The sequence below is a fragment of the Bradyrhizobium sp. CSA112 genome (assembly GCF_029051645.1).
In the GTDB taxonomy this organism is placed as follows: domain Bacteria; phylum Pseudomonadota; class Alphaproteobacteria; order Rhizobiales; family Xanthobacteraceae; genus Bradyrhizobium.
In genome coordinates this window covers 338,029-359,602 of record NZ_JAACFS010000003.1, presented here as the reverse complement: position 1 = coordinate 359,602, position 21,574 = coordinate 338,029, and the positions used below count along the sequence as shown (strand labels likewise).

Sequence of the window (21,574 nt, the reverse complement as noted above, 5' to 3'; positions counted from 1 at the left end):
CTGTGTCACGTGCGACCGTCGACCGCTGCTATTGCGTCCGACGCTTTGAAGACTATGAAGCGACCTATCCGTTTGCCGCCACGCGCTGCATCGAGATGCAGCTCCTCCGGCGCAGCGAAATTCGTGTCGAGAACCACGTGGGAAAGCCCAAACGCATTGACCAACGAAGAGAGCGGAAATTGCAGCACTGGAAAGAAAGGCTCCACTCGCTCGAAGTCATAACCATGTGTTCCCCAAAGTACTTGCGCCTTGCTGCGATAGGCGAGTTCATCGGCAAGGTGATAGGGAAAGACCATGATTCGGGGAGCAGGCTGCGCCTCGATGAATTGCAATAGCTCACCGAGCCGGTCCGAATGCGGGATTGCAGGCTCTGCTCGCAGAGCAAGCGCAGTAAGGACATACCAGCGCAGTTGAACAGCAACGCAAGCGGCTGCGGCAAACCAAATCCAGATTGACGCCGTTTCCTGCAGATAAATAGCCAAAAATCCCAGCACTGGCGCATAGCCGAACTTCACATACTGTTGGGCCAAGCCGAGGCAGCGCAGACGCGAGACGAAATGGGTAGCACCGACCCACAAATAGATGCCCGTTGCCCACCACCACAGAAAATCGGCGAATGGCACGCCTTGCAACGGCGCGACGAGCCCAAGCGGAAGGAATACTGCGAAGATGTTAATTTGCAGAACCGTCTTGAGAAACGCAGGTGCCGAACGCACTGCGGCACTGTCGTAATAGGAAGTCTTCGTTTTGCCATCGCCATAGAGCGGCGACTGACGTACCGGGTTCGCGCCGAGGAGTGGCCAGTTGCGTGCCCAAAACGAGACGATGTCGATATGCGCGCGCTGAATCTTCATAAAAAAGCCGGGCCATACGACCCCCGCCAGCGCGTAGCCGGCGACAAGGATGGCGACCCATTCCCAGGCGCCCATGACAAGCGCAAGAAACGGAAACAAAAACCACAACAATTGCAGCGATAGCTTGTGGGCATAAACGAGCAAGGCGACCGCCACGACCGCTAGGGCGCCAGCACTCCATGAGCCTGCGATGATGCAAGCATAGCCAGCCGCGACGGCTGCTAGCTGAAGCAGCATGCCGAGCGGTCGGCTCGTCAGCGCCGCGAATTCCTGCACCAGTGCCGGCTGCGCAGCGTACACAAGAATTGTCGCAGCTGCTCCGAAGTCACCCACATAGTGCCGCGTCATGTAAAACAGGCCACCTGCAAACGCAAGATCGAGGACATGATTGACAGCCCAGTGCCGGCGGTGGAGCCATGCCGACGGCAGCAGCGCAATAAGCACAGGAAAAAGGGGCGGATACCACTGCTCCTCTGGCTCGGCGAGATATTTGGGCGGCAATCTTATGGGCAACTGCCAATCCTCGCGCAGCGCGCGGGCGCACATAAGAAAATAATATGCGTCACAGCCGCGTTCTCGATGAGACCCGAGTGGAAAGATACGTATCGCGAGGAAGACAGCCGCGGAGAGAACGAAAGCCAGCAGGAATGTCACAGCGTCCACCGAAAGGAAGCATAGCTGCGCGGCAGCAAGCAGGAAGGCCTGGTCAGCTGGCCACGCCAAATGCGCACCGTGAATTATACCGTCGGCAGTTCGAGCTTTTCGGGATCGAAGCTATGCCGTTGGATTTCGAACTCGATTGGCCGCGGCTTCTCAAGCGTCGGCAGCCCGTAGCTCGAACAGAGCTTGCAGATTTCGATGGCGCCCTGATTGTCCAACACCTGCTGACGGAACTCGCGTGCCTTTTTGCTGTTGAAAACGCCACGCAGCCCATGCTCGAACACGTTGCCGAGCGGGTGCAAGCCATTCGGATCCCGGCAGCACGGCACGGCTTCGCCGTCCCAATTGATCTGGATTGAGTTCCATATCCACTGGCACTCGTTGTCCGGCAGATGTTTTGGCTTCAGTACACCGCGCTCGAATGCCTCCTCGTCGTAGAACCAGTATTTGCGGTCCTTCGGCAGATAGGCGTGTGCCTCCAACATATTGCGCGCGCAGGGATCGATGACATTTGCAGAATCCGCGCCGATCTCCTTGGCCCATTTCAGGAACGCCGGCACCTGATGCTCATTGTGACGCATCACAATGAAGCCGACATCAACCTGCACGTTCGACTGCGGATTGCGTCGACGCAGATCGATCAGCGCATGAAGGTTGGCGTGCGTCTTCGCCAGACTGGAACGGACGCGATATCGCCGGTGCGTCTCCTCATCCATGCCGCCGAGCTGAAAGCTGATCTTATTGATATCGGAGTAGATCACGCCTTGGGCGTCCGCGAGGTCACCGTTTGTGCAGGTCTCCACGTAGATGCCGCGATCACGCGCATACCGTATCATGTCGTACGAATGCTTGTTGAGGAACGGCTCGCCCATAAAATAGTACATCAGCGTTGTCGTTGTCGGCGCGATTTCGTCGATGAGCGTCCTGTAGGCCTTGAAGTCCAACAGTCCCTTGCGTCGCCGCATGGTGAAATTGCCCGTCTCACAAACCGGGCATTGCGCGTTGCAGGCGTTCGTCGGCTCGATGGCCACGTGAACCGGCGTCATCAAGGGACCAACACGTCCTGTCCGCGCCATTGCCGTGTTCCACAACAGCGATTGCCATCCTTTCGGACGGCCCTTGCTCATCCTGTAAGCCGTCCTAGCTTTACTCAGAAACCCCATGGGACGCCTTTCCGGCAATCAGCTTTCGACATCACCGCGGCCATGACGAATGAACCGCCAGCAGCCTGCTCAGCGCCTCGGCGAGGCAATCGTCGACATCGTCCTTGCTCTCCAGAGGACCGAACGGATGCTCGAGCGCCAGCGCTTCATTCCCAGACCGTGTCGAGACGTGGAACCGGAGCGTTCCGGATACCCCACCAGTGACAGGATCTTCCGTCAGTGCGACGATTTCTGGGCGCAGTGTGCCACGTGTTCCCCACGGCTCAGCGAAGGATTCGGCGAGTTTCTTTTCGAGAAGTGCGCGAGATTCCATTCTTACCGTAAGCATTTCAGGTCGCCGAAATCGTAGCAGGAACGGCAGCAAAGACAACTTCCCGCGTTAGTAGATCGGAAAGACCTATAAACGGATGTTGTCCCAACGCCTGGATAGCGGCAACCCCATCGAGTAAACACACCTCTTCTACTGGCTCTGGATGTTCCTCCCAAAGAACCGGCCGAAAGCCGGCCTCAACTAGCCATTTTTGTACTTGCGCCAGTGACGCCGACCTATTCATGGCACTCGCCACCCAAGGCCGCGCGCAGGCTTCCTCATATGGGCGTTGCTCTTCAAGATAACGAAGGTGGTCGGCTGTTGAAACCCGAACATGGCCCCACGGACAATCCAGCTCACCCCAAGAATGCCCACCATTTGCTGCAAAAAATGGATTATAGCGATGCAGCAGAAAACCATCGGGCTTCAGCAAGCGGCGCATTTCCCGGAAAGCAGCGGGCAAATCCGACACATGCTCCAGCACGCTGATCGAGAAGATCATATCAAAACTTGCATCCTCAAACGGCGTTTGTTGCGTGACATCGCCGAAGACGAACTGCGCCTTCGAGCTGAGCCGCTTGGCAAGATGCGTGTGCAGCACCGCGCGATCGGCGATGCCACCATAGAGATTGTCGATCCCCGAAACCTGAAAACCGAGTCCTTCGAGCGCGAAGATCGAGTGACCACCGGAGGTGAACCCGATCTCCAACACATCGGCACCCGGCGGCAAAACGCGCCCGCCGCAAGCACTGAATCTCTCCAAGAGAGTACCGTTGGAGTTGCGGAATATCGCCAACTGTTCTTTGAGCTTTGCATCTTTCGGGGCGATAATGGGCATCCCGGCCTCGACCGAACCTGGCACCAAATGCGCGATATATTTCTCGGCCAGGCGCACGGACCAGGAACACGCATCTTCAAAAGGAACAGCAAGCGTTCTGGTGCCGACGACACGATGGAATTCAGCCTGATCATCAGGCGCGAGCAGCCCCTGTTGCTCCAATCCGTAAAGCCAAACCAACTCCGCGATATAAGTTGGGCCTTTCACCATTCGATATCGATGGTGATGCTCCACGGGCAGTTCGTAACCTGCGGAGGTCTTGAACAGCACACCAGACGCCGAATCCTTTTTAGGGACTGGCGCAGAGATCATGCGCCGCGGTCCACACTGCGCGGCCGCCATCGTCTCTTCTAACAATCTGCGACGCAAGGCAGGCGACCTCGACTCGATCCAACCTCGAATGAGTTCTATCTTATCCAACATCAGAGTAGCGTCCGCTCTGCAGTGAGCCTTTGATAGATATTCCGGCGAATCGTCATTACGCTTTCGACGTCGTGTTGCGCGCGAGCGCGTGTATAGGCGGCTTGACCGAGCTGACCCGCAAAATCAGGCTCATCGAGAAGTCTCGACAGAACTTTGTATAGGCCCTCCCGATCGCCCTCACGAAGAAGCATTCCGGTCTTGCCATCCTCAATCAGATCACGGTGCCATTCCACATCGTAAGCAACACAGGGTCGTCGCGCAGCACAGAACTCTATCAAAGTGAAGCCTCCCATCAGTACCAACCCAGCATAGGCCGCCTTCTGTGCTGCATGTACCGCGCGCCGTTCGAGCGGTCCGCATACGATCACCGTACCTCGCAATGCCTCGTCCGCGGAACACGCCGAACGCACGGCGTCAAGCTCTGGCCCGAGACCGATGAAAACGAAGATGCAATCTCCACGTCCGACAATCCTCCGAGCGACTTCTACAACGTCCCAAACGTAGTTCTCTCGAGACAGTCGCCCAGTGAACAAGAGAACTTTCCGACCGACTGCCCTCACTTTAACCTCGTGGGGCAACGCAGGATCGACCTTGTCAATCGATTGGAAATCAACAGCATGCGGAAACACAACCGTTCGCTCGGAAGACGCTCCGTGTCCGATAGCCTGTATTCGCAGCGATTCACGAATCGGCATAACCAAGTCGGCCCGGCGAAGTAGAAATCGCTCAAGGCGCTTTGCTAGGTTCCGCGACCCCAAAATCTTTGGAGCCCCTTGCTTCCCATCGAGTGCATGGCGCTGATCATAGTCTGCGTGAATTGATATGCAGAACGGCACCCGCGGCCATCGCGTCGCCAGAAAGCCAATCAAACCTGAAAAATACGGATCCTGCGCACGTACGAAGGATGCACTCTCACGCAAGGCAAGTCGGCGAGCATAGATCGCCGCCCAAAACACATGCGCGATGAAGCCAAGCCACCGCCGGACGCGAGCGCCTTCAAAAGCGGGCAATGCAAGCTCATGAACCGGAAGTTCCGGTCCCGCGTCGACGACCCGCGTTTCCTTGGCCATAGGATGCAACGTGATGACGCGAGAGAGATATCCCCTTTCGGTCCTCTCACCGATCATTCCGGCTACGCCCTTTGCCTTCAACGCATCAAGGTCAGAGTTTAAAATGAACAAACCGATCATGTTTGAGCATGTAGTGTCCACGGTCACGTCCTCTGAGTGAGAAAGACCAACTTGATGTCTTTCCCCTTTCCCTCCACTCGTCCAATCGGCTTCGCCGGAACGCCGCCCGCAATCGCACCGCTCGGCACGTCTTTAGTGACGAGGGAATGAGCGGCGACTACGCAGCAGGAGTTGATCGTAACACCGGCGACAACCAAGCACTGGCCGCCGATGTATACGTTGTCGCCAATCGTGACTGCTGACTTCTTGTAAGGAAGCTTTCCACCCGACAGCGCCCAGAGCGCCGTATCGTGCGTATAGACATGCACGCCTGCCGATATCGAACAGAATGAGCCGATCCGCAGCGGACCGCCGGAGCCGTCAAGAATCGCGGAAGGGCCAATCCAACTGTCCGCGCCCACGCTCACATCACCATACACGATCGCACTATCATAGATGCTCGTCCGCTCGCCGAAGCCAAGCCGCCGCGCCCTTTCCCAACGATCAAACGCGCCGTCTGCAAAAGGCAGACTACGATTGAATTGCTCCCTGAGCCTCTTCTCGTTTTCAAAACGGAGCGCCGTGAGCGCCTCCGCAAACGCGGTGGGATCAAGCGGAGAATGCATTTTGCTCATCGCAAAGCCGCTCGCGCCCTTTGCTGTGTCGCTGACCATCCGCTTCCGGAGAGGAATTGCCGACACCAGCTCTCTAGATAGATAAGCGACCAAATCAGCAGACGCCGGTTTGCGCGGCCTTCGAGATGATCGGCCACGAGCCTGCAAACGACGTCGTAATCGAGATAATCGTAAAGGCGCGATCTCCGGTCGACAAGAACACGTCGGACGTAATCTATGCTTTCGCCGCGAAACCAGCTCGCGTCGGGTGCAGAAAACCCCTGCTTGGCGCCGCTGGCGACATCCGCAGGCACATAGCGCGCCATCGCTTCGCGCAAAATAACTTTTCCATCCTGCGAACGTTGCGAATACACCGAAGTCTTCGGTCCGGGCAGATTTTCATCGTGACCGGCCACTTGCCCCAGATTGGCAAGCTTGTGCGAAACCGGAAGCGCCATTGCGAAATCGACGAGATTGTTATCCAGAAACGGAACGCGTGACTCGAGCGAGTGCGCCATTGAAAGCTTGTCCTCGACAACCAGCAAGCCGTGCAGGAAGGTTTTCGCCTCAAAATAAAGGGAGTGACAGATGTAGTCTTCCGGGCGGGCCAATTCCGTGGCGTGATGTGCGAACACGCTGCGAAATACGGCTAGCGGGTCCGTCTGATGCTTCCCGTCAAGTGGAGCGGTCAGTGCCGGAAAGGCGTCACTTGGCACCAGGCGCTGCCAATCCTTGAAATAAAGCGCCGAATAGTCGTTGAAGTCGTGATTGTCAGAAGCCCGGAAATAACGCCACGGATAACCCGCAAAAAGCTCGTCTCCGCCAGCTCCGGACAGAACAACCTTGTTGAATTTGCCGGCGAGCTTGGCGGCATAGAAATTCGGATAGGACTGGCCAACGCGCGGCTCCTCCAAGTGCCACACGAGCGGGTCGATCGCCCGCTCCATGTCGCCAGCCTTCAGGACCATTTCGTATTGTTCCGTGCGGCACAGCGCGGACATTCGCTCAGCCTTCGCGCGCTCATCAAAAGCAAGTTCAAGCCCAGACACCGAACTCATGTCGAATCCGATCGTGAAGGTCCGCATTTCCGGCAATTGCCGACTGGCGATTACGGCAATCGCACCGGTATCGAGCCCCCCACTGAGGTACGACGCGACCGGAACGTCACTTACAAGCTGCCTACTGACTGCCTGCACAAACAGATTATCCAATTCTTCGAGATAATCTGCGCGGGTACGCCCAGTTTCGCGTTCGCTGAACTGGAAATCCCAATACTGGCGGGGCGCGCGAACCGGACCCTGCATCGCAATGGACAAGACATTTCCCGCGGGGAGAATGTGCACATTCTTATACAGCGTACGATCCGTCAAAAAGTTCTGGAAACTCATGTATTCGATCAACCCATCAGGGTTGAGATCGGCTTTGAATGCAGGATGCGCGATGAATGCCTTGATCTCCGACGCGAACATCACCGTTTGGCCGACGGTCACGTAATATAACGGCTTGATACCGTAGCGATCCCGCGCCAGAAGCAGGCAGCGCTCGCGCCGATCATACAACACGAAGGCGAACATGCCGTTGAGCCGCAGCAGCGCCTTCTCACCCCATGCCTCGAGCGCCGAAAGCAGCACTTCTGTATCGGACTCCGAGCGGAACGAGTAACCAAGGGTCTCAAGCTCCAGTCGCAGCTCACGGTAATTATAGATCTCACCGTTAAAGCTGATGACGAGATGGCCGCCGCTGCTGGCCATTGGCTGATGGCCGGTCGGGTACAAATCGATGATCGAGAGGCGGCGGTGGCCTAATCCAAGGCCACCTTCGACCAGTTGACCTTCGTCATCCGGCCCGCGATGCACCAACATGTCCGTCATCGCCTTAAGGATGACAGGCGAGGCCGGCTTGCCGTCAAAATTCAGATATCCGGCGATTCCGCACATGGCTCAGCAATCACGCTTCCGGGCAACAACGGTGATCCCGGCTTCTTCGACGACTTCCCGCTCGATGTCGAAATTGGCGATCTCGCACCAGCGACGTACCTCCTCTTCCGTCTGGCGATGCGCGTTCATCGGCGCGAACCAGTCAAAGTTAATATGCGCCATTTCGTCAAACGTCATATCCTCCCGATAGAACATTTTCACGACATTCCAGTACAGGAACCGCTGGATGTCGTATTCGCCGGCTTTGATGCCAAGAAGTACGACGTCCTCCGGCACCTGAATCTTTGCGTTCAATTGGCCAAAAGCGATGCCAAGTTTCGTCAATGGCTCCATCGCCTTCCATGCTTGCTCTGGCGAAAGATTCTGCAGTTTGCTGCGGATGTAATCATCCGTAAATTCACGAAGGGGACCCTTTTTCCGGTAGACGTAAAACAGGAAATGCCCACCGGGTTTGACTAGTCGAGCGACGCGCTCGAACGCATTTTTCGTCGAATCCGTGTGGTGCAATACCCCCTCTGAAAATACCGCATCGCAGGTTTGCTCGCGAAACGGCAGCGCGTTGAGATCGCACTGTATGAATTCACCAGAAAGGCCCGCCGCCCGAAAACTTTCTGCTGCAACATCGACCGCGCTGGAAATGTCGGTTCCAATGAAACGCACGCGCTTGAGTCGGTCAGAAAACAGTTCGATTGAACTACGTGCAGCGCCACATCCCACGTCAACAAGAATCGCGTTATTGTCGAGCCATGGCATGGTCGACGGGTCACCGTAGCGGGCGCGCAACCATTCTCGCATCATGGCTCGCGCGTTGTGACTTTCGAAAGTTTCACGCTGATTCCACTTGTAGCCGAACACCTCCGAGGTTTGCGCCTGCGTGCGGGAGAGGAATTCTGGGGCACGCAACACACCATCCCTGACGAGAAACTGCCGCCCATTGATCGTGACCGGACCTTCTGCGGGCACCGGTGTTCCGATAATTTCGCTCAAGATCGGGAACGTCCGCATGGTCAATATCACGCCTTGCCCGCGTCGATCCGCCGAATGCAATCGATGACGTAAGCGTAGTCGTCGTCCGACATCCTGTTGTGCATCGGAATGGCCATCGTGTTGCGCTCACAATCCCGCGCTCCCGGTAGATCGTCAGATTTAAATCCAAAGCGCCGCTGGTAATACCCGAGCATGTGAATCGAATGCGTCCCGGGACGCGTTGCGATGCCCATTGCGTGAAGCCGCCCCATAATTTCGTTCCTCGGTGCAGGAGCAAGCTGCGGATCGACATAAGTCACGTAGGCCTGCCAGGCATGACGTCCAAAATTCGATATTTGCGGGTGACGCAACCAAGGAAGGTCAGCCAGGACCTCTCGATACTGGCGCGCACGCACGTCACGTTCATCGACAAATTTGTCGAGCTTACCAAGCTGAACCAAGCCGATGGCCGCCTGAATATCGGTCATCCGATAGTTGAAGCCGAGTTCATCAAACGCTGCAAGAAGATAGGGCTGGGGGCCACGGTGACGCTGCTCTTCGGAGATCGACGCGCCATGATTTCGCAAGATGTCCGCTTTCGCAGACAGCTTGGCATCATTGGTAGTCAGCATGCCGCCTTCGCCCGTCGTGATCGACTTTCGCGGATGGAACGAAAAGCAGGCAGCATCCCCAAGTCCACCCGCCCATTTGCCCTTGTAAGACGCGCCTGCCGCACACGCCGCGTCTTCGACAATCTTGATGCCCGGCGGAAGCGCTCCGCGAATGCTATCCACGTCGGCACACAACCCGAACAGATGCACAGCTATGACGGCCCTCGTCCTGGCAGTGATTTTCGAAACCATCGAGGGAACATCAATGTTGTAGGTATCGCGATCGACATCACACAGAACGGGATTGGCGCCGCAATAAAGCACCGCATTTGCCGTTGCTACCCACGTAAATGACGGAACAATAACCTCGTCGCCGGGGCCGATACCGATCGCATCGAGGGCAAGATGAAGCGCTGTCGTGCAGCTCGTTACAGCCATGGCGTGCGCAACATTGTGCCGTTCCGCAAAAGCCTTCTCGAAGGCCGCTACTTTCGGGCCCTGCGTGAGCCAACCGGAGACCAATGGCTCGCGAACCGCGTGCCATTCTTCCTCCCCCATGGAGGGTTGGGATATCTGAATACGTCGTTGCGTCATAATTTCCGTTGCTTGTTAGGTGGCCGCGTGGGCGCGTCTGGTCGTGACTTCGGCGATGTGTGTACGACGCCATTCGATGAGTGACTTCAAGCCCTCTTCGAGGTCGATAGCGGAAGCAAACCCGATTTCCTCCATGGCACGTTTCGGCGACCCGATACGGTTGCGGACGAGCGTCGCTTGACTCCGAGGAGCGTAGTTGATCGGCTGGTTTGATCCGGTCAGATTCAAGAGCTTTTCGGCAACTTCCTTGAGCGATGTGCGCTTGCCGGTGCCAACATTGTAGAATCTGTCGGTGGCGGTCGCCTTCATAGCGCACAGATTTGCCCGCGCACAATCTTCCACTGCCACGAAATCAAACGCCTCGGATCCATCACCTAGGATCGTCGGACCCTCACCGCGATCGATCGCGTCGAGCATCTTCATGATCACCGCGATATAGGCGCCACGATAATCCTGCCGTGGGCCATACACATTCATGTAGCGCAGACCGACATAATCTAGCCCGTAACGAAAGTGGTAGGCGCGCGCCATCGCTTCACCGCAAATCTTCGTCGCGCCGTAGAAATTCTTATTGTTGAATGGATGATCTTCCGTCATTGGCTCTTCAATCGCGTCGCCATAGACGGAAGCAGATGACGACCATACCAAGCGCTTCACGCCGTTACGTACACAGCCGTCGAGCACATTGAACATGCCGCGCACATTCACGTCGAAAGCCGTCCGTGGGTATTCATGGCACTGAAGAAGCCAGAGCGCTGCGAATTGAAAAACGCCGTCGACGCCCTTGAGAGCCGCATCGAGAATATCAGACTGCGTAATGTCGCCACCGGCTTCGAAAATCTTGACACGTGGGTCGCGCATGGCTTCCGCGAGATTTTCGTGAGTCCCGCGAACGAAATTATCATAGATGACGATCTCACCGACGTCCTGCTGCACGAGTTGGTCGACCGCATGCGACCCGATAAGCCCGGCGCCGCCAATCACCACAAACCGCTTTCCTCGAACGTCCAATGTCTATTCTCCTACTCGATCGGCGTGAGAAGCGAAGGCGAAATCTCGCGATATCGTTCGCCGCTCCGCCGACAGACAAGATCCGCCGCCAATCTCTCACCTTGCCTACTCATCCAACCTATGCGGCGCGCCGGATTCCCAGTCACAAGCGCAAACGCCGGAACATCTTTTGTCACCACCGCACCTGCGCCAATGAAGCAGTATTCTCCGAGTCGATGTCCGCACACAATCGTCGCGTTAGCGCCGATGCTCGCCCCGCGACCGACAGGCGTCTTTCGAAATTCATCCTTGCGCGACACATTGGCGCGCGGATTGTTGACGTTGGTGAAAACGCAGCTCGGACCACAAAACACATCGTTGGCGAGTTCAACGCCGTCATAAAGCGAGACATTGTTTTGAATCTTGCAGCCGTTACCGATTTTCACGCGCGGCCCGATCATCACGTTCTGGCCGATCGAGCAGTTTTCACCGATGATGGTACCAGGAAGGATGTGGCAAAAATGCCAAATATTTGTGCCGTTCCCGATGATTGCACCTTCGTCCACGTAACTCGAAACATGAATCAGTACGCCGGGAAAGCGCGGATCTTTGCGCATCTCGGTCAAGCGCGACGCTCTTTTCTTGCGAATGGATGAATAAGGCCATCGCCGCTGGTCACTGGTGCATTTCGAAACGTGGAGACAATGTCGATCGACGAACGCACTTCGTCTAGACTGAAGCCGCGTCCTGCGACGATCTCCTCGTAACTGCGGGTATGTAAATCAGTAAAGCCTTCCGAAAATTCGACCTCGTCATTGTCTACCGTGATCGAACGGAATGTCGTTTTCTTGCCTTTGACATTTTCCGGCAAATCGTTGCGATCGACCGAAAGGAACCAACTCACGTCGGCACGCTCGCACTCGAGGAAGCCGGCCGCACGTTCTGGCTCGCGGAGGTGGGCCTGATTCCGCTGTACACGACCGAACACGAAGCTGAGCATATCGAAAAAGTGCACGCCGATATTGGTCGCAACGCCACCCGATTTAGCGTCCTCACCCTTCCACGAAGCGTGATACCAGCGCCCTCTCGACGCGATGTAGGTCAGGTCAACCTTGTGACGCTCATTGCTCTTTGCAAACTTCTCGCGCAGCGCGACGATGGCGGGATGCAGCCGCAGTTGAAGGATAGTGGAAATTCGACGTCCAGTGTCACGCTCGATCTCCGCAAGGCCGTCGATGTTCCATGGATTGAGAACCAGCGGCTTCTCGCAGATGGCATCCGCCCCAGACCGCAAGGCGAAGCGGCAATGCGCATCGTGCAGGTGGTTCGGCGAGCAGATCGACACATAGTCGATCTTCTCGCCGCGGCGCCGAAGTTTGTCGACGTGCCGATCGAACCGCTCAAACTCGGTAAAGAAATGCGTGTCCGGAAAATGGCTGTCGAGAATTCCAACAGAATCGTTCGGATCATAGGCAACCTTCAGATCGCCACCGACAACATGGATCGCCTTCATGTGACGAGGCGCGACATATCCGGCAGCTCCGATCAGCGCGAATGTAGTCATCTGGACATCACCCATGAAACCGAGACGTGGTTTTTCTAAGCTACCGCAGTCCGGGTGACTCGGGGTCACCAGACCAGCATATTCAAATTGGTGCGGGGCTACCCGCGCGTCAGGCGGCCTCAGGCAGCCGCAACCATATCGGCCTCGATCGAGACCCGAACCTTACGCCCCAACAGGTCAAGCAGGATCGCAATTCGATCGCGATCAGCCTGCCCATCGAACAATCCCAAATTTTCTGCGAAAGCGCCCGCCAATACGCGCACCTTCTCTCCCCGCGCAAATTTTGGACGCTGGTCCAGCTTTACGTAGCCGTTTTCGTTTTCGCGCGTTTGCAGCAAGTCAAGAACTTGCTGCGCCACTGGTGCCGGGCCGGAGCCATTCAATACAAGGCGCGACACGCCAAACGTGGACTGAACTGAGCGCCAACGTTGCGTCGTCATGTCTATTCGCACGAATAGATAGCGCGGGAACAACGGCGCGGCAACCTTCTCGATCTTGCGAGCATGGCTACGGCGTTTTAGGTAACGGGGCAAGTACACCTCGAATCCTTGCCGCACCAGGTTGCGCGCCGCTTTCGCTTCAGCATTAATCTGCGTCTGAACAACGTACCATGCATCGAGTTTGGCGATACTCATTGCTCCGCACCCCGACGCTCAGAGACATTTAAGCCCAGCAATTTTGGAGCGAGCACACGCCCGGGTCCGTAGAGCCGCACGGCTTCATCGAACGCCCGGCGGGCGTTGACGACATCGGTGACGACGACGGCGTCAAATGAAACTACCAAACGGTCGTAGTCAGAAACAACTTGCTTTCCGACAAAGAGCATCTCATTGGCGTTTTGATCGACAATGGCGACGATCGAGACCCCACAGTCAACAGCCGATAGGATGGCAATCTCGGCCAAATCCGACTTTCCGCAGAGCACGAGGTTTTGCAAGTTCTGTTCCCTAGCCATCTGAAAGACTCGCGTGCAATCAGCTTTGGCCTGTCTGAAAAATGAAAACGAAGACGACAGGTATTCCACCGTTAGGCGCGACTTTTCAGCGAAGCCTTGCGGTGTCAGGTAATAGGCGTAGCGGCGCGCCGGCGCATGGCTGACTTTGACGAGACCTTTTTTGATACATCGTTTGAGGTAGGCGTTAACGAGGCCTAGTGCGATTCCAAGTTCCTCGGCGATGCGGCGTTGCGATTGAGCGCCATCATCGACAGAATTGAGCAAATTGAGGACGATCCTTTCGTCCTCCCCGCTCTCGTTTAACAACACACGATCCATGGAAAATTCCCGCTGGCGGCGGTAATAGCGCGTTCATGACGTGAACGTCAAGTCCATCGTTCATAGCATGAACAATACAAGCCATTGACATTACTTATAAATAACTGTTGGCAAACAAGCAATCGAAGTCCCACGTCCCGTCCTCGTCGATAAATTCGCCCCATTTCTAAATCTCATCGCACCTGGAATCTTGCGCGCTTTGGCTCAAGGCTGTACGCCAAAACAAACACCAAAATGCAAGTTGCTTAGCGCACCACGCCAGTTTCGACAGGAATTCATTCGTGCAAACCCACTCGCATGCTCATAGCCGCTTTGAAGCGGCCCGAAATGGCATGCGATGAACGACGTGACAAAAAATATTGATTTGGATGTCGCGGCCGGATTCGGTCATGAGTGGTCGACCTTCCGACAGGGTGAAAGCGAATTTTTGCCGGCGGACCGTGAGGCGATCTTCCGGTCCTACTTCCACATCTTTCCGTGGAGCGAGTTGCCGCCCCATCCGGTTGGCATCGACGTGGGTTGCGGCAGCGGGCGCTGGTCGGTCATGGTCGCTCAAAAGGTCGGTCATCTTCATCTCCTCGATGCAAGCGCAGACGCCCTCGCCGTCGCGCGGCAGAATCTCGCCCATGCCACCAACGTCAGCTTTCATCTCGCGAGCGTCGGTGATATGCCGGTTGACGATAACTCCCTCGATTTCGCGTTCTCGCTTGGCGTCTTGCATCACGTGCCAGATACAATGGCGGCCATCCGCGCTATCGCAACCAAGCTGAAGGTTGGCGCGCCTTTTTTAGTTTACCTTTATTACGCGCTCGACAACCGATCATGGTGGTATCGCGCGGTTTGGCGTTTCAGCAATCTCTTCCGGATGATCATTTCGCCGTTGCCGCCAAGGTTGCGGCTCGTGATTAGCCAGATCATCGCGGTTGTGATCTATTGGCCCTTGGCGCGTTTCGCAGCGCTGGTTGAGCGCGCTGGGTTTTCTCCTGCTGCCATTCCGCTCGAGTCCTATCGCGATCGAAACTTCTACGTGATGCGCACCGACGCCTACGACCGGTTCTGTACCAGGCTTGAGCAGCGGTTCACGCGAGGGCAGATCGAGCAGATGCTGGCTGACGCAGGGTTTGAGGAGATTCGCTTTTCAGACAAAGTGCCCTATTGGTGTGCCATCGGTAAAAAACGCTACAACGCAGACTCGCAAAGCCACTCTGTGAATTCTTTATCACCAGCACGATCATAGACAATCCGAAACCTGCCGTTGACTTGATATCAGAGCTGAGGCTCGTTTCCGGCTCGGTGGTGTCGCTTTACAGCGGCGGCGCAGAACCTCTTAGCCCCATTCTCGAAGGAAAACTCGATCTGTTCATCGACGTCTCAATCCGGCATAAGCCTGACAATCGAGGATCATGGGACGCAGGAGCCCTCGACTTGTTCGGCGAACCGATAGAGCAACATGCAGGTTAGATACAACGCGCCAACCATCGCGAGATGGACATCCGTCACAGTTACGGTGGCGGTCCTCGCGAAGACCTTCGTACCGTTCTATCTGATAGGCTCGACAGCGATTTTTGCGGCTTCGGTCGTAGCCGGGCTTGTTCTGGTTGCCCTGATTTGGCCTCCGATCTTCGTCGGCGCCCGTTATGTCCGAGGCGCTCTGATTGTGGCCGCCCTGTTCTACGCGGTCGTCGTCGTAAGCTTCCTAGTGTATTCCCGCGCTGCAGTGCCGGCGACGCACCTTTTGGGCATACTAATCATCCATGGGCTCGTTCTGATTTTTGGCTTTTCTGCAGCGCGTGCGCCGAAGATGGTCCTGCTGGTGCTCTTGGGTATGGCGACGATCTATGTGGCGGTGCTAGCCCTGCATGCACTGCGGTTCGGCGGCGTCACAACTGGCATCAACGTCGACGACATCTTCGGAATCGGCGTTCCGGCAATCTACATTACCTTCCATCAGAATATCGGCTTCGTGCTCGGCGTCGGCATACTTGCAGCACTAGGATTGGCATCGAATCGCATCACGCAGACCCTCGCAATGAGTGCACTGCCGATCGTGCTGCTGTTCCTGTTTCATATCGCCGCCCGAACGGCATTGGTCGCGCTGGCGAGCAGTCTCGTCTTCCTGAGTTTTACAACGCTTTGGGCGTATTCGAGGAAAGTGGCGTTGCTAACTGCCGCAGCTGTCGTCGTGGCTGCGACGATCGTATTAGGGATGCTTTCCCAGCACGCGCCAAACCAAATTGCCGTGGACGCAACGGCGCCAGACGCGGTCTCTCGGACCATCCGAGAGCTCCAGGACTCCAATCCCGGATTCCGTTTGCCGATTTGGAAACAGACTTGGCACCGCATCGTGAGCGAACCGAATCGGCTACTATTCGGGCGGGGCATCGGAATGTATCCAGTCGATGCAGGATTCGGTTCGCCGGATTGGCTCCTTCATCCTACCGAAGGGTCCAAGCATTACCCCCACAACATGGGCCTGGAACTACTTTACGAAGCGGGAATTGTTGGGTTGCTGCTGTTCAGCACGCTAACGCTTTGGCCAATCATTACGTCGCTGCGCCGCTGGTCTGCATTTTCTCCCGCGGAGAGATCCGTGGTCGCAATATATGTTTTTAGCCTAGTGAGCTCGGAAATTTCTGGCGCATTCGCCTATACATACGTGCTGCAGTTTTTCCTCGCCTTGACAGTTGGAATTATTGCTCTGAAACGGACTGCAGAAGCCACGCCGCATCGACCAATCGTCGCCTCGTCGCATACCTAAGAGCCACTGAGCATTGAACCGATCGCACGTAATCAAGGATCGATTTCGACGCTTGTCACTTCGAAGCCCCAATCTCCATACGAGCCAGGGTCGTGATTAATACGCACATAGAAGCGCTTAGTCGCTAAAGCAACGTTGGGAGCCGATATGGTGGCGTAGCCGAACACCTTATAGTCGCGATCGTCAGCTGCAAGATCGATCTCGAACTTATTGGACGCACAGCTTTCAAAACTGACCCGGCCTTGACCCTTCAAATGCGCGCGCACAGCATTCTGAGCTGTAATGCAAGCCATAATTCTCATATCGTTCAAATAGGCTTTCGAGCGGCCTTCCGCGAGGGATAACTCCGCGCGGAAGATTGCGGCGAAGACCAACGTTGCGCATCCCACTACTATTTTGGTCATCGCTTTTGAAGCCCGCCAATACCTCAAAGTCTACCCACCTTCGGAGGGCGTGATCCAAGCTGCCGAATCTGAATATACGGCAAAGATTAGCCCTTCCGAATGCCAGATGCGAGCGTGGCATTTAGCTAAGTGGCTTGCGCACAATAGGAATTACTCTTAGAAGATTTCCGAGCTGTATAGCCCCTGTTCAAGGGTCGATGCCGCCTGAAGCGGCGCCTGACTAAAACAGTCCCGGGACTACTCAGGCCAAATCAATCGATGTGAATTGGATGACTTTGGAAACCGCTGCGCCGCGCCGACGAATACTATATGTCGTCAACGAGGACTTCGCCTTCTTGCTCAATCGGCTACCGATGGCCCGAGCAGCGCGCGAAGCAGGCTTCGAGGTGCATGTAGCGACACGCGTCGATAAGGGAGCAGACGCTATTGAGGCGGAAGGCTTCACCCTGCACAAGATCCCCTTCCGACGCGGCGGATTATCACCATTTTCCGCAATTCCTACCATCGCAGCGCTTCGACGCGTTGAAACAAAGATCAAGCCGCTAATTGTTCACCACTCCGGGCTCCAATGCTGCGTCTATGGCTCGATCGCGGCATACGGAACAGCGATCTCAGTCGTAAACGCGATAACCGGACTGGGCTATATCTTTACATCAATGACTTGGAGAACGCGGCTACTTAAGCGGAGCATGGCAACGCTGCTGCCCAGGCTTCTAAATAGCGAGCGGAGCCTAGTGCTCGTTCAAAACCCGGATGATCAGTCATCCCTCGAGTCTCTTGGAATAGATCGGCAGCGCATAACTCTGATTCCCGGGTCAGGCGTCGACACTGATGTCCTAAAGCCGCTGCCGGAGCCCGATGGCCCAATTACAATAGGTTTTGCAGGGCGCCTCTTGACCGACAAGGGTATTAGGGCGCTGGTAGCGGCTCATGGTATCTTGCGTGACCAGGGGCATGACATAAATCTGATAATTGCCGGTAACCCTGACCCAGCAAATCCGACTTCCGTTCGACTAGAGGAAGCGCGGGAATGGAGTCGCCGACCAGGAATTACCTGGCTCGGGCACATCGACAATATCGTTTCGCTCTGGCGACGCTGTCATATTGCGGTGCTGCCCTCGCACCGAGAGGGCTTGCCAATGAGCCTTTTGGAAGCGGCCGCTTGCGGACGGGCTATGATTGCAGCTGATGCACCAGGCTGTCGCGAAATCGTACTCAATGAACAGACAGGGCTCTTGGTGCCGATCGAGGATCCGTCGGCATTAGCCGACGCCATTTTACGCCTCGCGACCTCCTTTCCACTGCGAGCACGTTATGGACAGGCTGCGAGAGAGATGGTCGTCAACAAGCTGTCAGCGAAAATTATCGGCAAGGCCATTGTCGCACTCTACGATCAGCGAGTTCTAGACCATTCCAATCGCACTTATCGAGCGCCGGATACTTCGAAATTTCAGACAGAAGCGTCGGCGCGGGCTGGACGCATTCTTCTCGTCACTCAACACTACGCACCCTTTCCCAGCACCACGTCGGGTTACATGACCGACATTGCTAAAGCACTTGCGCTGGAAAGCGACGTAATCGTCCTGTCGGGAACTCCAAACTCCGGCTCAAAGTTGACGCCGAAATCACACGAACCCACTGTCATCGAATTAAGAAGCTGGTGGCCGAGGAAATCTGCGCTGGTCTCACGATCGCTCGCCGCTCTCACGTTCGCTGTGCAAGTTTTTCTTTCCGTCATCAAGCACAGCCGGCGTGACGACGCTGTTCTTTGCGTCACGACGCCGTTCACCGTGCCGTATGCCGTAACGTTGGCGGCCCGACTACGTAGGGCTTCTGTAGCGCTCATTATTTACGATTTTTATCCGGATTCACTGGTCATGGCAGGGTTTTTACGGCCCACCTCGATGGTGACGAGAATGATGCGATGGGCAAACAAGTTGATGTTCCAGGGGCTCAACGCCATCGTTACAATTGGGCGTGATATGAATTCGATACTGATGGCCTACCCCCGCATGACTGAAGAAAAGATTAGCTTGATTCCGAATTGGGCGACGCTTCCCGTGCGCTATCGGGAGATCGACGCTGACAATCCCTATCGCCGCCGTTGCGGAGGCAAATTCTTGGTGGCCATGTCAGGCACTGCGGGATTTACCCACGATCCGGAATCCGTCTTCGAAGCCGCTCGAATATTACGAGACAATGTCGGCATACATTTTCTGCTTTCTGGCGAAGGCGTCGGTTGGACCAAATTGAAGGAAAAGCAAGCCGCTTCTCCGTTATCCAATGTGACGCTGATAGAGCGTGTCCCCGAAACAGAACTTGAAACGTTCCTGTCGGCCGCTGACGTCTGGATCATCCCTTACCGCAAGAACAATACTGGCGTGTCTGTGCCCAGCCGAATCTATAATTTGCTTGCGGTTGGGCGGCCGGTCATCATTTGCTCAGAGCCCGAAGCAGAAGCGGCTATGCTCGTTCGGGAACATGATCTGGGTTGGGTGGTGGAACCCGAGGCGCCCGCCTCGATTGCACAAGCCGTGACGCTTGCCGCCTCGACCGCCGGCAAGCCCCTAGAGAAAGGTAGACGCGCGGCTGCAGTCGCTCCGCGGTACACAAAGCAGATTGCGCTGAGATCTTACAATGAGCTCATGGATCGCCTTCTCGGAAAGCAGGCCGGCGCCCGAACAGATTGAGATCTGTAGCGCCAAACGGCGTTGATTCTGTAATCACGTCTGTGAAGACATTTTACGTTAGTCGCAATTTTTCGTCAAAGGAACCAGCGTTGCCATAATGACGGAATCGTTTCTCCAGCAAAGACGTCGTTATGAAAACGATTCATTGTTAGCCACCGACCTGGATTGCGTACCTCGTTTTCTCTTGACGAAGTTGCGCTGGATTTTTGCGCCGCGGATGGGCTGCTGATGATACTGGCGAAGTCGCTTAGATCAACTACTGCCGACCGGACTTGATGATCACGTAATCCGATTGAGACGCCTCAGTATTTTGACCAGGGCACCCGCCAAGAGTGGGGCGAGCAGTAGTCCGCCCGAAAAGAGAGCAGTGTTCAGAGCGCTCACCAGCAACGCAAAGATACCGAGGAACGCCGCGGCCATTGTTGAGATCGCGAGCACTGTCTTGCCATTCACCAGATAGATTGCATCGATCGAACGGCATATGGCGCCTGCAAGCATGCTAAAGACGATGACGCCAGCGTACGAAAAATCTGTCCAGGCGTCTGCAATAAATAGCGCGTTGCTGGTTGCATCTTTCGTATTGTGCCAGAGCTGCGAAGCTATGATATATGCGGGTGTATAATCGACTCCCATTATCATCGCTAGTGGCCGAATATTGGCGCCCCATGTGTGAGGATATCGGAAGGGAAATGTGCCGAACGTTTCCAGAACGGACTCACTCGGCACTTCAAAGACCCGGTAGTACAGAAACCCCAACACGCCGAAACTGTCGTAGGCCGATATCGTCATTCTGATGATCATGTAAAATATCAAAGTGATCGCGAGCAAAACAGCGAGTCCACTGCGCCAAGTCAATTTATTGCGGAAGACAAGCAATCCTGCCAAGATCAATTGAAGAAGAAAGAACGCCGGCGGGGCTTTGCTGAGGGTTTCACACTTTCCGATCATTACAGCGAAGAACAGCAAACTCGCTGCCACAAGCAGCGTCCAGGAACGGTTGACCCAACCCGAAAGAAATCCCCAAACGACCAACATCGGTGCTACCGCTCCCAAGATCAAGCGGTAGAGATAATTCGGACTGCCGCCGTTATTTAGTCGATAGGCGACTCTCTCTGCTTCATCCCCGGTAATCGACAGAAACGCTTTGATGGTACCGATATGGTTCTCTTTGATGGATATCCAAGCCAAGAATAGGGTGAGGCCGCCGACAGCGATCAACAATGCACAACTACCGCCGACGTTGTCTTTCAACGGCTGCGAATTCCAGCCGGTCAGGGCAGATTGCATGGCCGCAATCCGATTTGGTATGAGGCGATCGACAATATCGATTCCCGCGATAACACCTACGAACATCAATGCCATCGAGAGATTCATCGCAACAAGTATAGCGTCGAAGTCCGGAGAAGCGGCCTGAATGATACTGAAAATAACGGACTTGCCTCCCATTGAGCCAGACAGCCGGTAGATCATCATCGCCTTTTCGCCTGATGACAGTATGAAGCTGAGATAAGCCGGTCCATAGATCAGCAGCAATGATGCCAGTAGCATGACTGTTGCGGTTAGAAACAAGCGGAGCCTTAGGTAGAGATAAACTCCCGCTCCACACATGGCCAACGCGGCGGCAACATAGCTGGCTATTAGCATTATGACCTTCCGCTAGAAGAACGCCATGTCACCCGCTTCCGGATGAAGGCGCGCGATAAGATTGTTCAGTCAGTGAATAACGCCAGCAAAGATGCAACCAGACTTGGTGTGA

At 55.5% G+C, this 21,574-nt stretch carries 19 protein-coding genes; 3 read left to right on the top strand and 16 right to left on the bottom strand.

What is annotated here, in order from left to right:
• Positions 1–5: 5 nt before the first annotated feature.
• The 14 genes from GWE18_RS09195 to GWE18_RS09130 form a co-directional block, all read right to left on the bottom strand.
• Positions 6–1,508 (bottom strand): hypothetical protein, encoded by a 1,503-nt coding sequence (locus GWE18_RS09195; RefSeq protein ID WP_275185434.1) that lies wholly within the window; start codon positions 1,506–1,508, stop codon positions 6–8.
• Positions 1,509–1,591: 83 nt separating this feature from the next.
• Positions 1,592–2,641, bottom strand: a complete 1,050-nt coding sequence (locus GWE18_RS09190) for a radical SAM protein (protein WP_275185433.1) — start codon at positions 2,639–2,641, stop codon at positions 1,592–1,594.
• 67 nt (positions 2,642–2,708) lie between these two features.
• A complete protein-coding gene (locus GWE18_RS09185; protein ID WP_275185432.1) occupies positions 2,709–3,005 on the bottom strand; it encodes a hypothetical protein in 297 nt (98 codons plus the stop codon).
• A 1-nt stretch (position 3,006) separates the two neighbouring features.
• Positions 3,007–4,137, bottom strand: coding sequence for a class I SAM-dependent methyltransferase (locus GWE18_RS09180; RefSeq protein WP_275185431.1), 1,131 nt, complete (start codon positions 4,135–4,137; stop codon positions 3,007–3,009).
• A 110-nt stretch (positions 4,138–4,247) separates the two neighbouring features.
• The gene (locus GWE18_RS09175; RefSeq protein WP_275185430.1) at positions 4,248–5,438 is read right to left on the bottom strand and encodes a glycosyltransferase; all 1,191 of its coding nucleotides are present in this window, start codon (positions 5,436–5,438) and stop codon (positions 4,248–4,250) included.
• Positions 5,439–5,461: 23 nt separating this feature from the next.
• Positions 5,462–6,091: an acyltransferase gene (locus GWE18_RS09170; protein ID WP_275185429.1), complete on the bottom strand. Its 630-nt coding sequence runs from the start codon at positions 6,089–6,091 to the stop codon at positions 5,462–5,464.
• A complete protein-coding gene (asnB, locus tag GWE18_RS09165; RefSeq protein ID WP_275185428.1) occupies positions 6,049–7,968 on the bottom strand; it encodes an asparagine synthase (glutamine-hydrolyzing) in 1,920 nt (639 codons plus the stop codon). The genes GWE18_RS09170 and asnB overlap by 43 nt, the downstream gene beginning before the upstream one ends.
• A gap of 3 nt (positions 7,969–7,971) precedes the next feature.
• Positions 7,972–8,973, bottom strand: a complete 1,002-nt coding sequence (locus GWE18_RS09160) for a class I SAM-dependent methyltransferase (protein WP_275185427.1) — start codon at positions 8,971–8,973, stop codon at positions 7,972–7,974.
• An 8-nt stretch (positions 8,974–8,981) separates the two neighbouring features.
• Positions 8,982–10,139 carry a DegT/DnrJ/EryC1/StrS family aminotransferase gene (locus tag GWE18_RS09155; protein WP_275185426.1) on the bottom strand — a complete coding sequence of 386 codons (1,158 nt, stop codon included), beginning with the start codon at positions 10,137–10,139 and terminating at the stop codon, positions 8,982–8,984.
• A gap of 15 nt (positions 10,140–10,154) precedes the next feature.
• Positions 10,155–11,150, bottom strand: coding sequence for an NAD-dependent epimerase/dehydratase family protein (locus GWE18_RS09150; protein ID WP_275185425.1), 996 nt, complete (start codon positions 11,148–11,150; stop codon positions 10,155–10,157).
• An 11-nt stretch (positions 11,151–11,161) separates the two neighbouring features.
• Positions 11,162–11,746 carry an acyltransferase gene (locus GWE18_RS09145; protein WP_275185603.1) on the bottom strand — a complete coding sequence of 195 codons (585 nt, stop codon included), beginning with the start codon at positions 11,744–11,746 and terminating at the stop codon, positions 11,162–11,164.
• 5 nt (positions 11,747–11,751) lie between these two features.
• The gene (locus GWE18_RS09140; protein ID WP_275185424.1) at positions 11,752–12,708 is read right to left on the bottom strand and encodes a Gfo/Idh/MocA family oxidoreductase; all 957 of its coding nucleotides are present in this window, start codon (positions 12,706–12,708) and stop codon (positions 11,752–11,754) included.
• A gap of 104 nt (positions 12,709–12,812) precedes the next feature.
• The gene (locus tag GWE18_RS09135; protein ID WP_275185423.1) at positions 12,813–13,328 is read right to left on the bottom strand and encodes a transcriptional activator RfaH; all 516 of its coding nucleotides are present in this window, start codon (positions 13,326–13,328) and stop codon (positions 12,813–12,815) included.
• On the bottom strand, positions 13,325–13,966 hold the full coding sequence (locus GWE18_RS09130; RefSeq protein WP_275185422.1) for a winged helix-turn-helix transcriptional regulator: 642 nt from the start codon (positions 13,964–13,966) through the stop codon (positions 13,325–13,327). Before GWE18_RS09130 ends, GWE18_RS09135 begins: the two co-directional genes overlap by 4 nt.
• A 337-nt stretch (positions 13,967–14,303) precedes the next feature.
• Here GWE18_RS09130 and GWE18_RS09125 point away from each other — a divergent pair, with 337 nt between their 5' ends.
• Both GWE18_RS09125 and GWE18_RS09120 read left to right on the top strand, forming a co-directional pair.
• A complete protein-coding gene (locus GWE18_RS09125; RefSeq protein WP_275185421.1) occupies positions 14,304–15,203 on the top strand; it encodes a class I SAM-dependent methyltransferase in 900 nt (299 codons plus the stop codon).
• Between the two features lie 213 nt (positions 15,204–15,416).
• Positions 15,417–16,724: an O-antigen ligase family protein gene (locus GWE18_RS09120; protein WP_275185420.1), complete on the top strand. Its 1,308-nt coding sequence runs from the start codon at positions 15,417–15,419 to the stop codon at positions 16,722–16,724.
• 32 nt (positions 16,725–16,756) lie between these two features.
• On the opposite strand, the gene GWE18_RS09115 is transcribed toward GWE18_RS09120, so the two are convergent.
• Positions 16,757–17,128, bottom strand: coding sequence for a hypothetical protein (locus tag GWE18_RS09115; protein ID WP_275185419.1), 372 nt, complete (start codon positions 17,126–17,128; stop codon positions 16,757–16,759).
• 269 nt (positions 17,129–17,397) lie between these two features.
• Between GWE18_RS09115 and GWE18_RS42250 the strand changes: the two genes are divergently transcribed.
• Positions 17,398–19,818, top strand: a complete 2,421-nt coding sequence (locus GWE18_RS42250; RefSeq protein ID WP_342804241.1) for a glycosyltransferase — start codon at positions 17,398–17,400, stop codon at positions 19,816–19,818.
• Between the two features lie 279 nt (positions 19,819–20,097).
• On the opposite strand, the gene GWE18_RS09100 is transcribed toward GWE18_RS42250, so the two are convergent.
• Positions 20,098–21,462, bottom strand: coding sequence for a hypothetical protein (locus GWE18_RS09100; RefSeq protein ID WP_275185418.1), 1,365 nt, complete (start codon positions 21,460–21,462; stop codon positions 20,098–20,100).
• Positions 21,463–21,574: the final 112 nt, after the last annotated feature.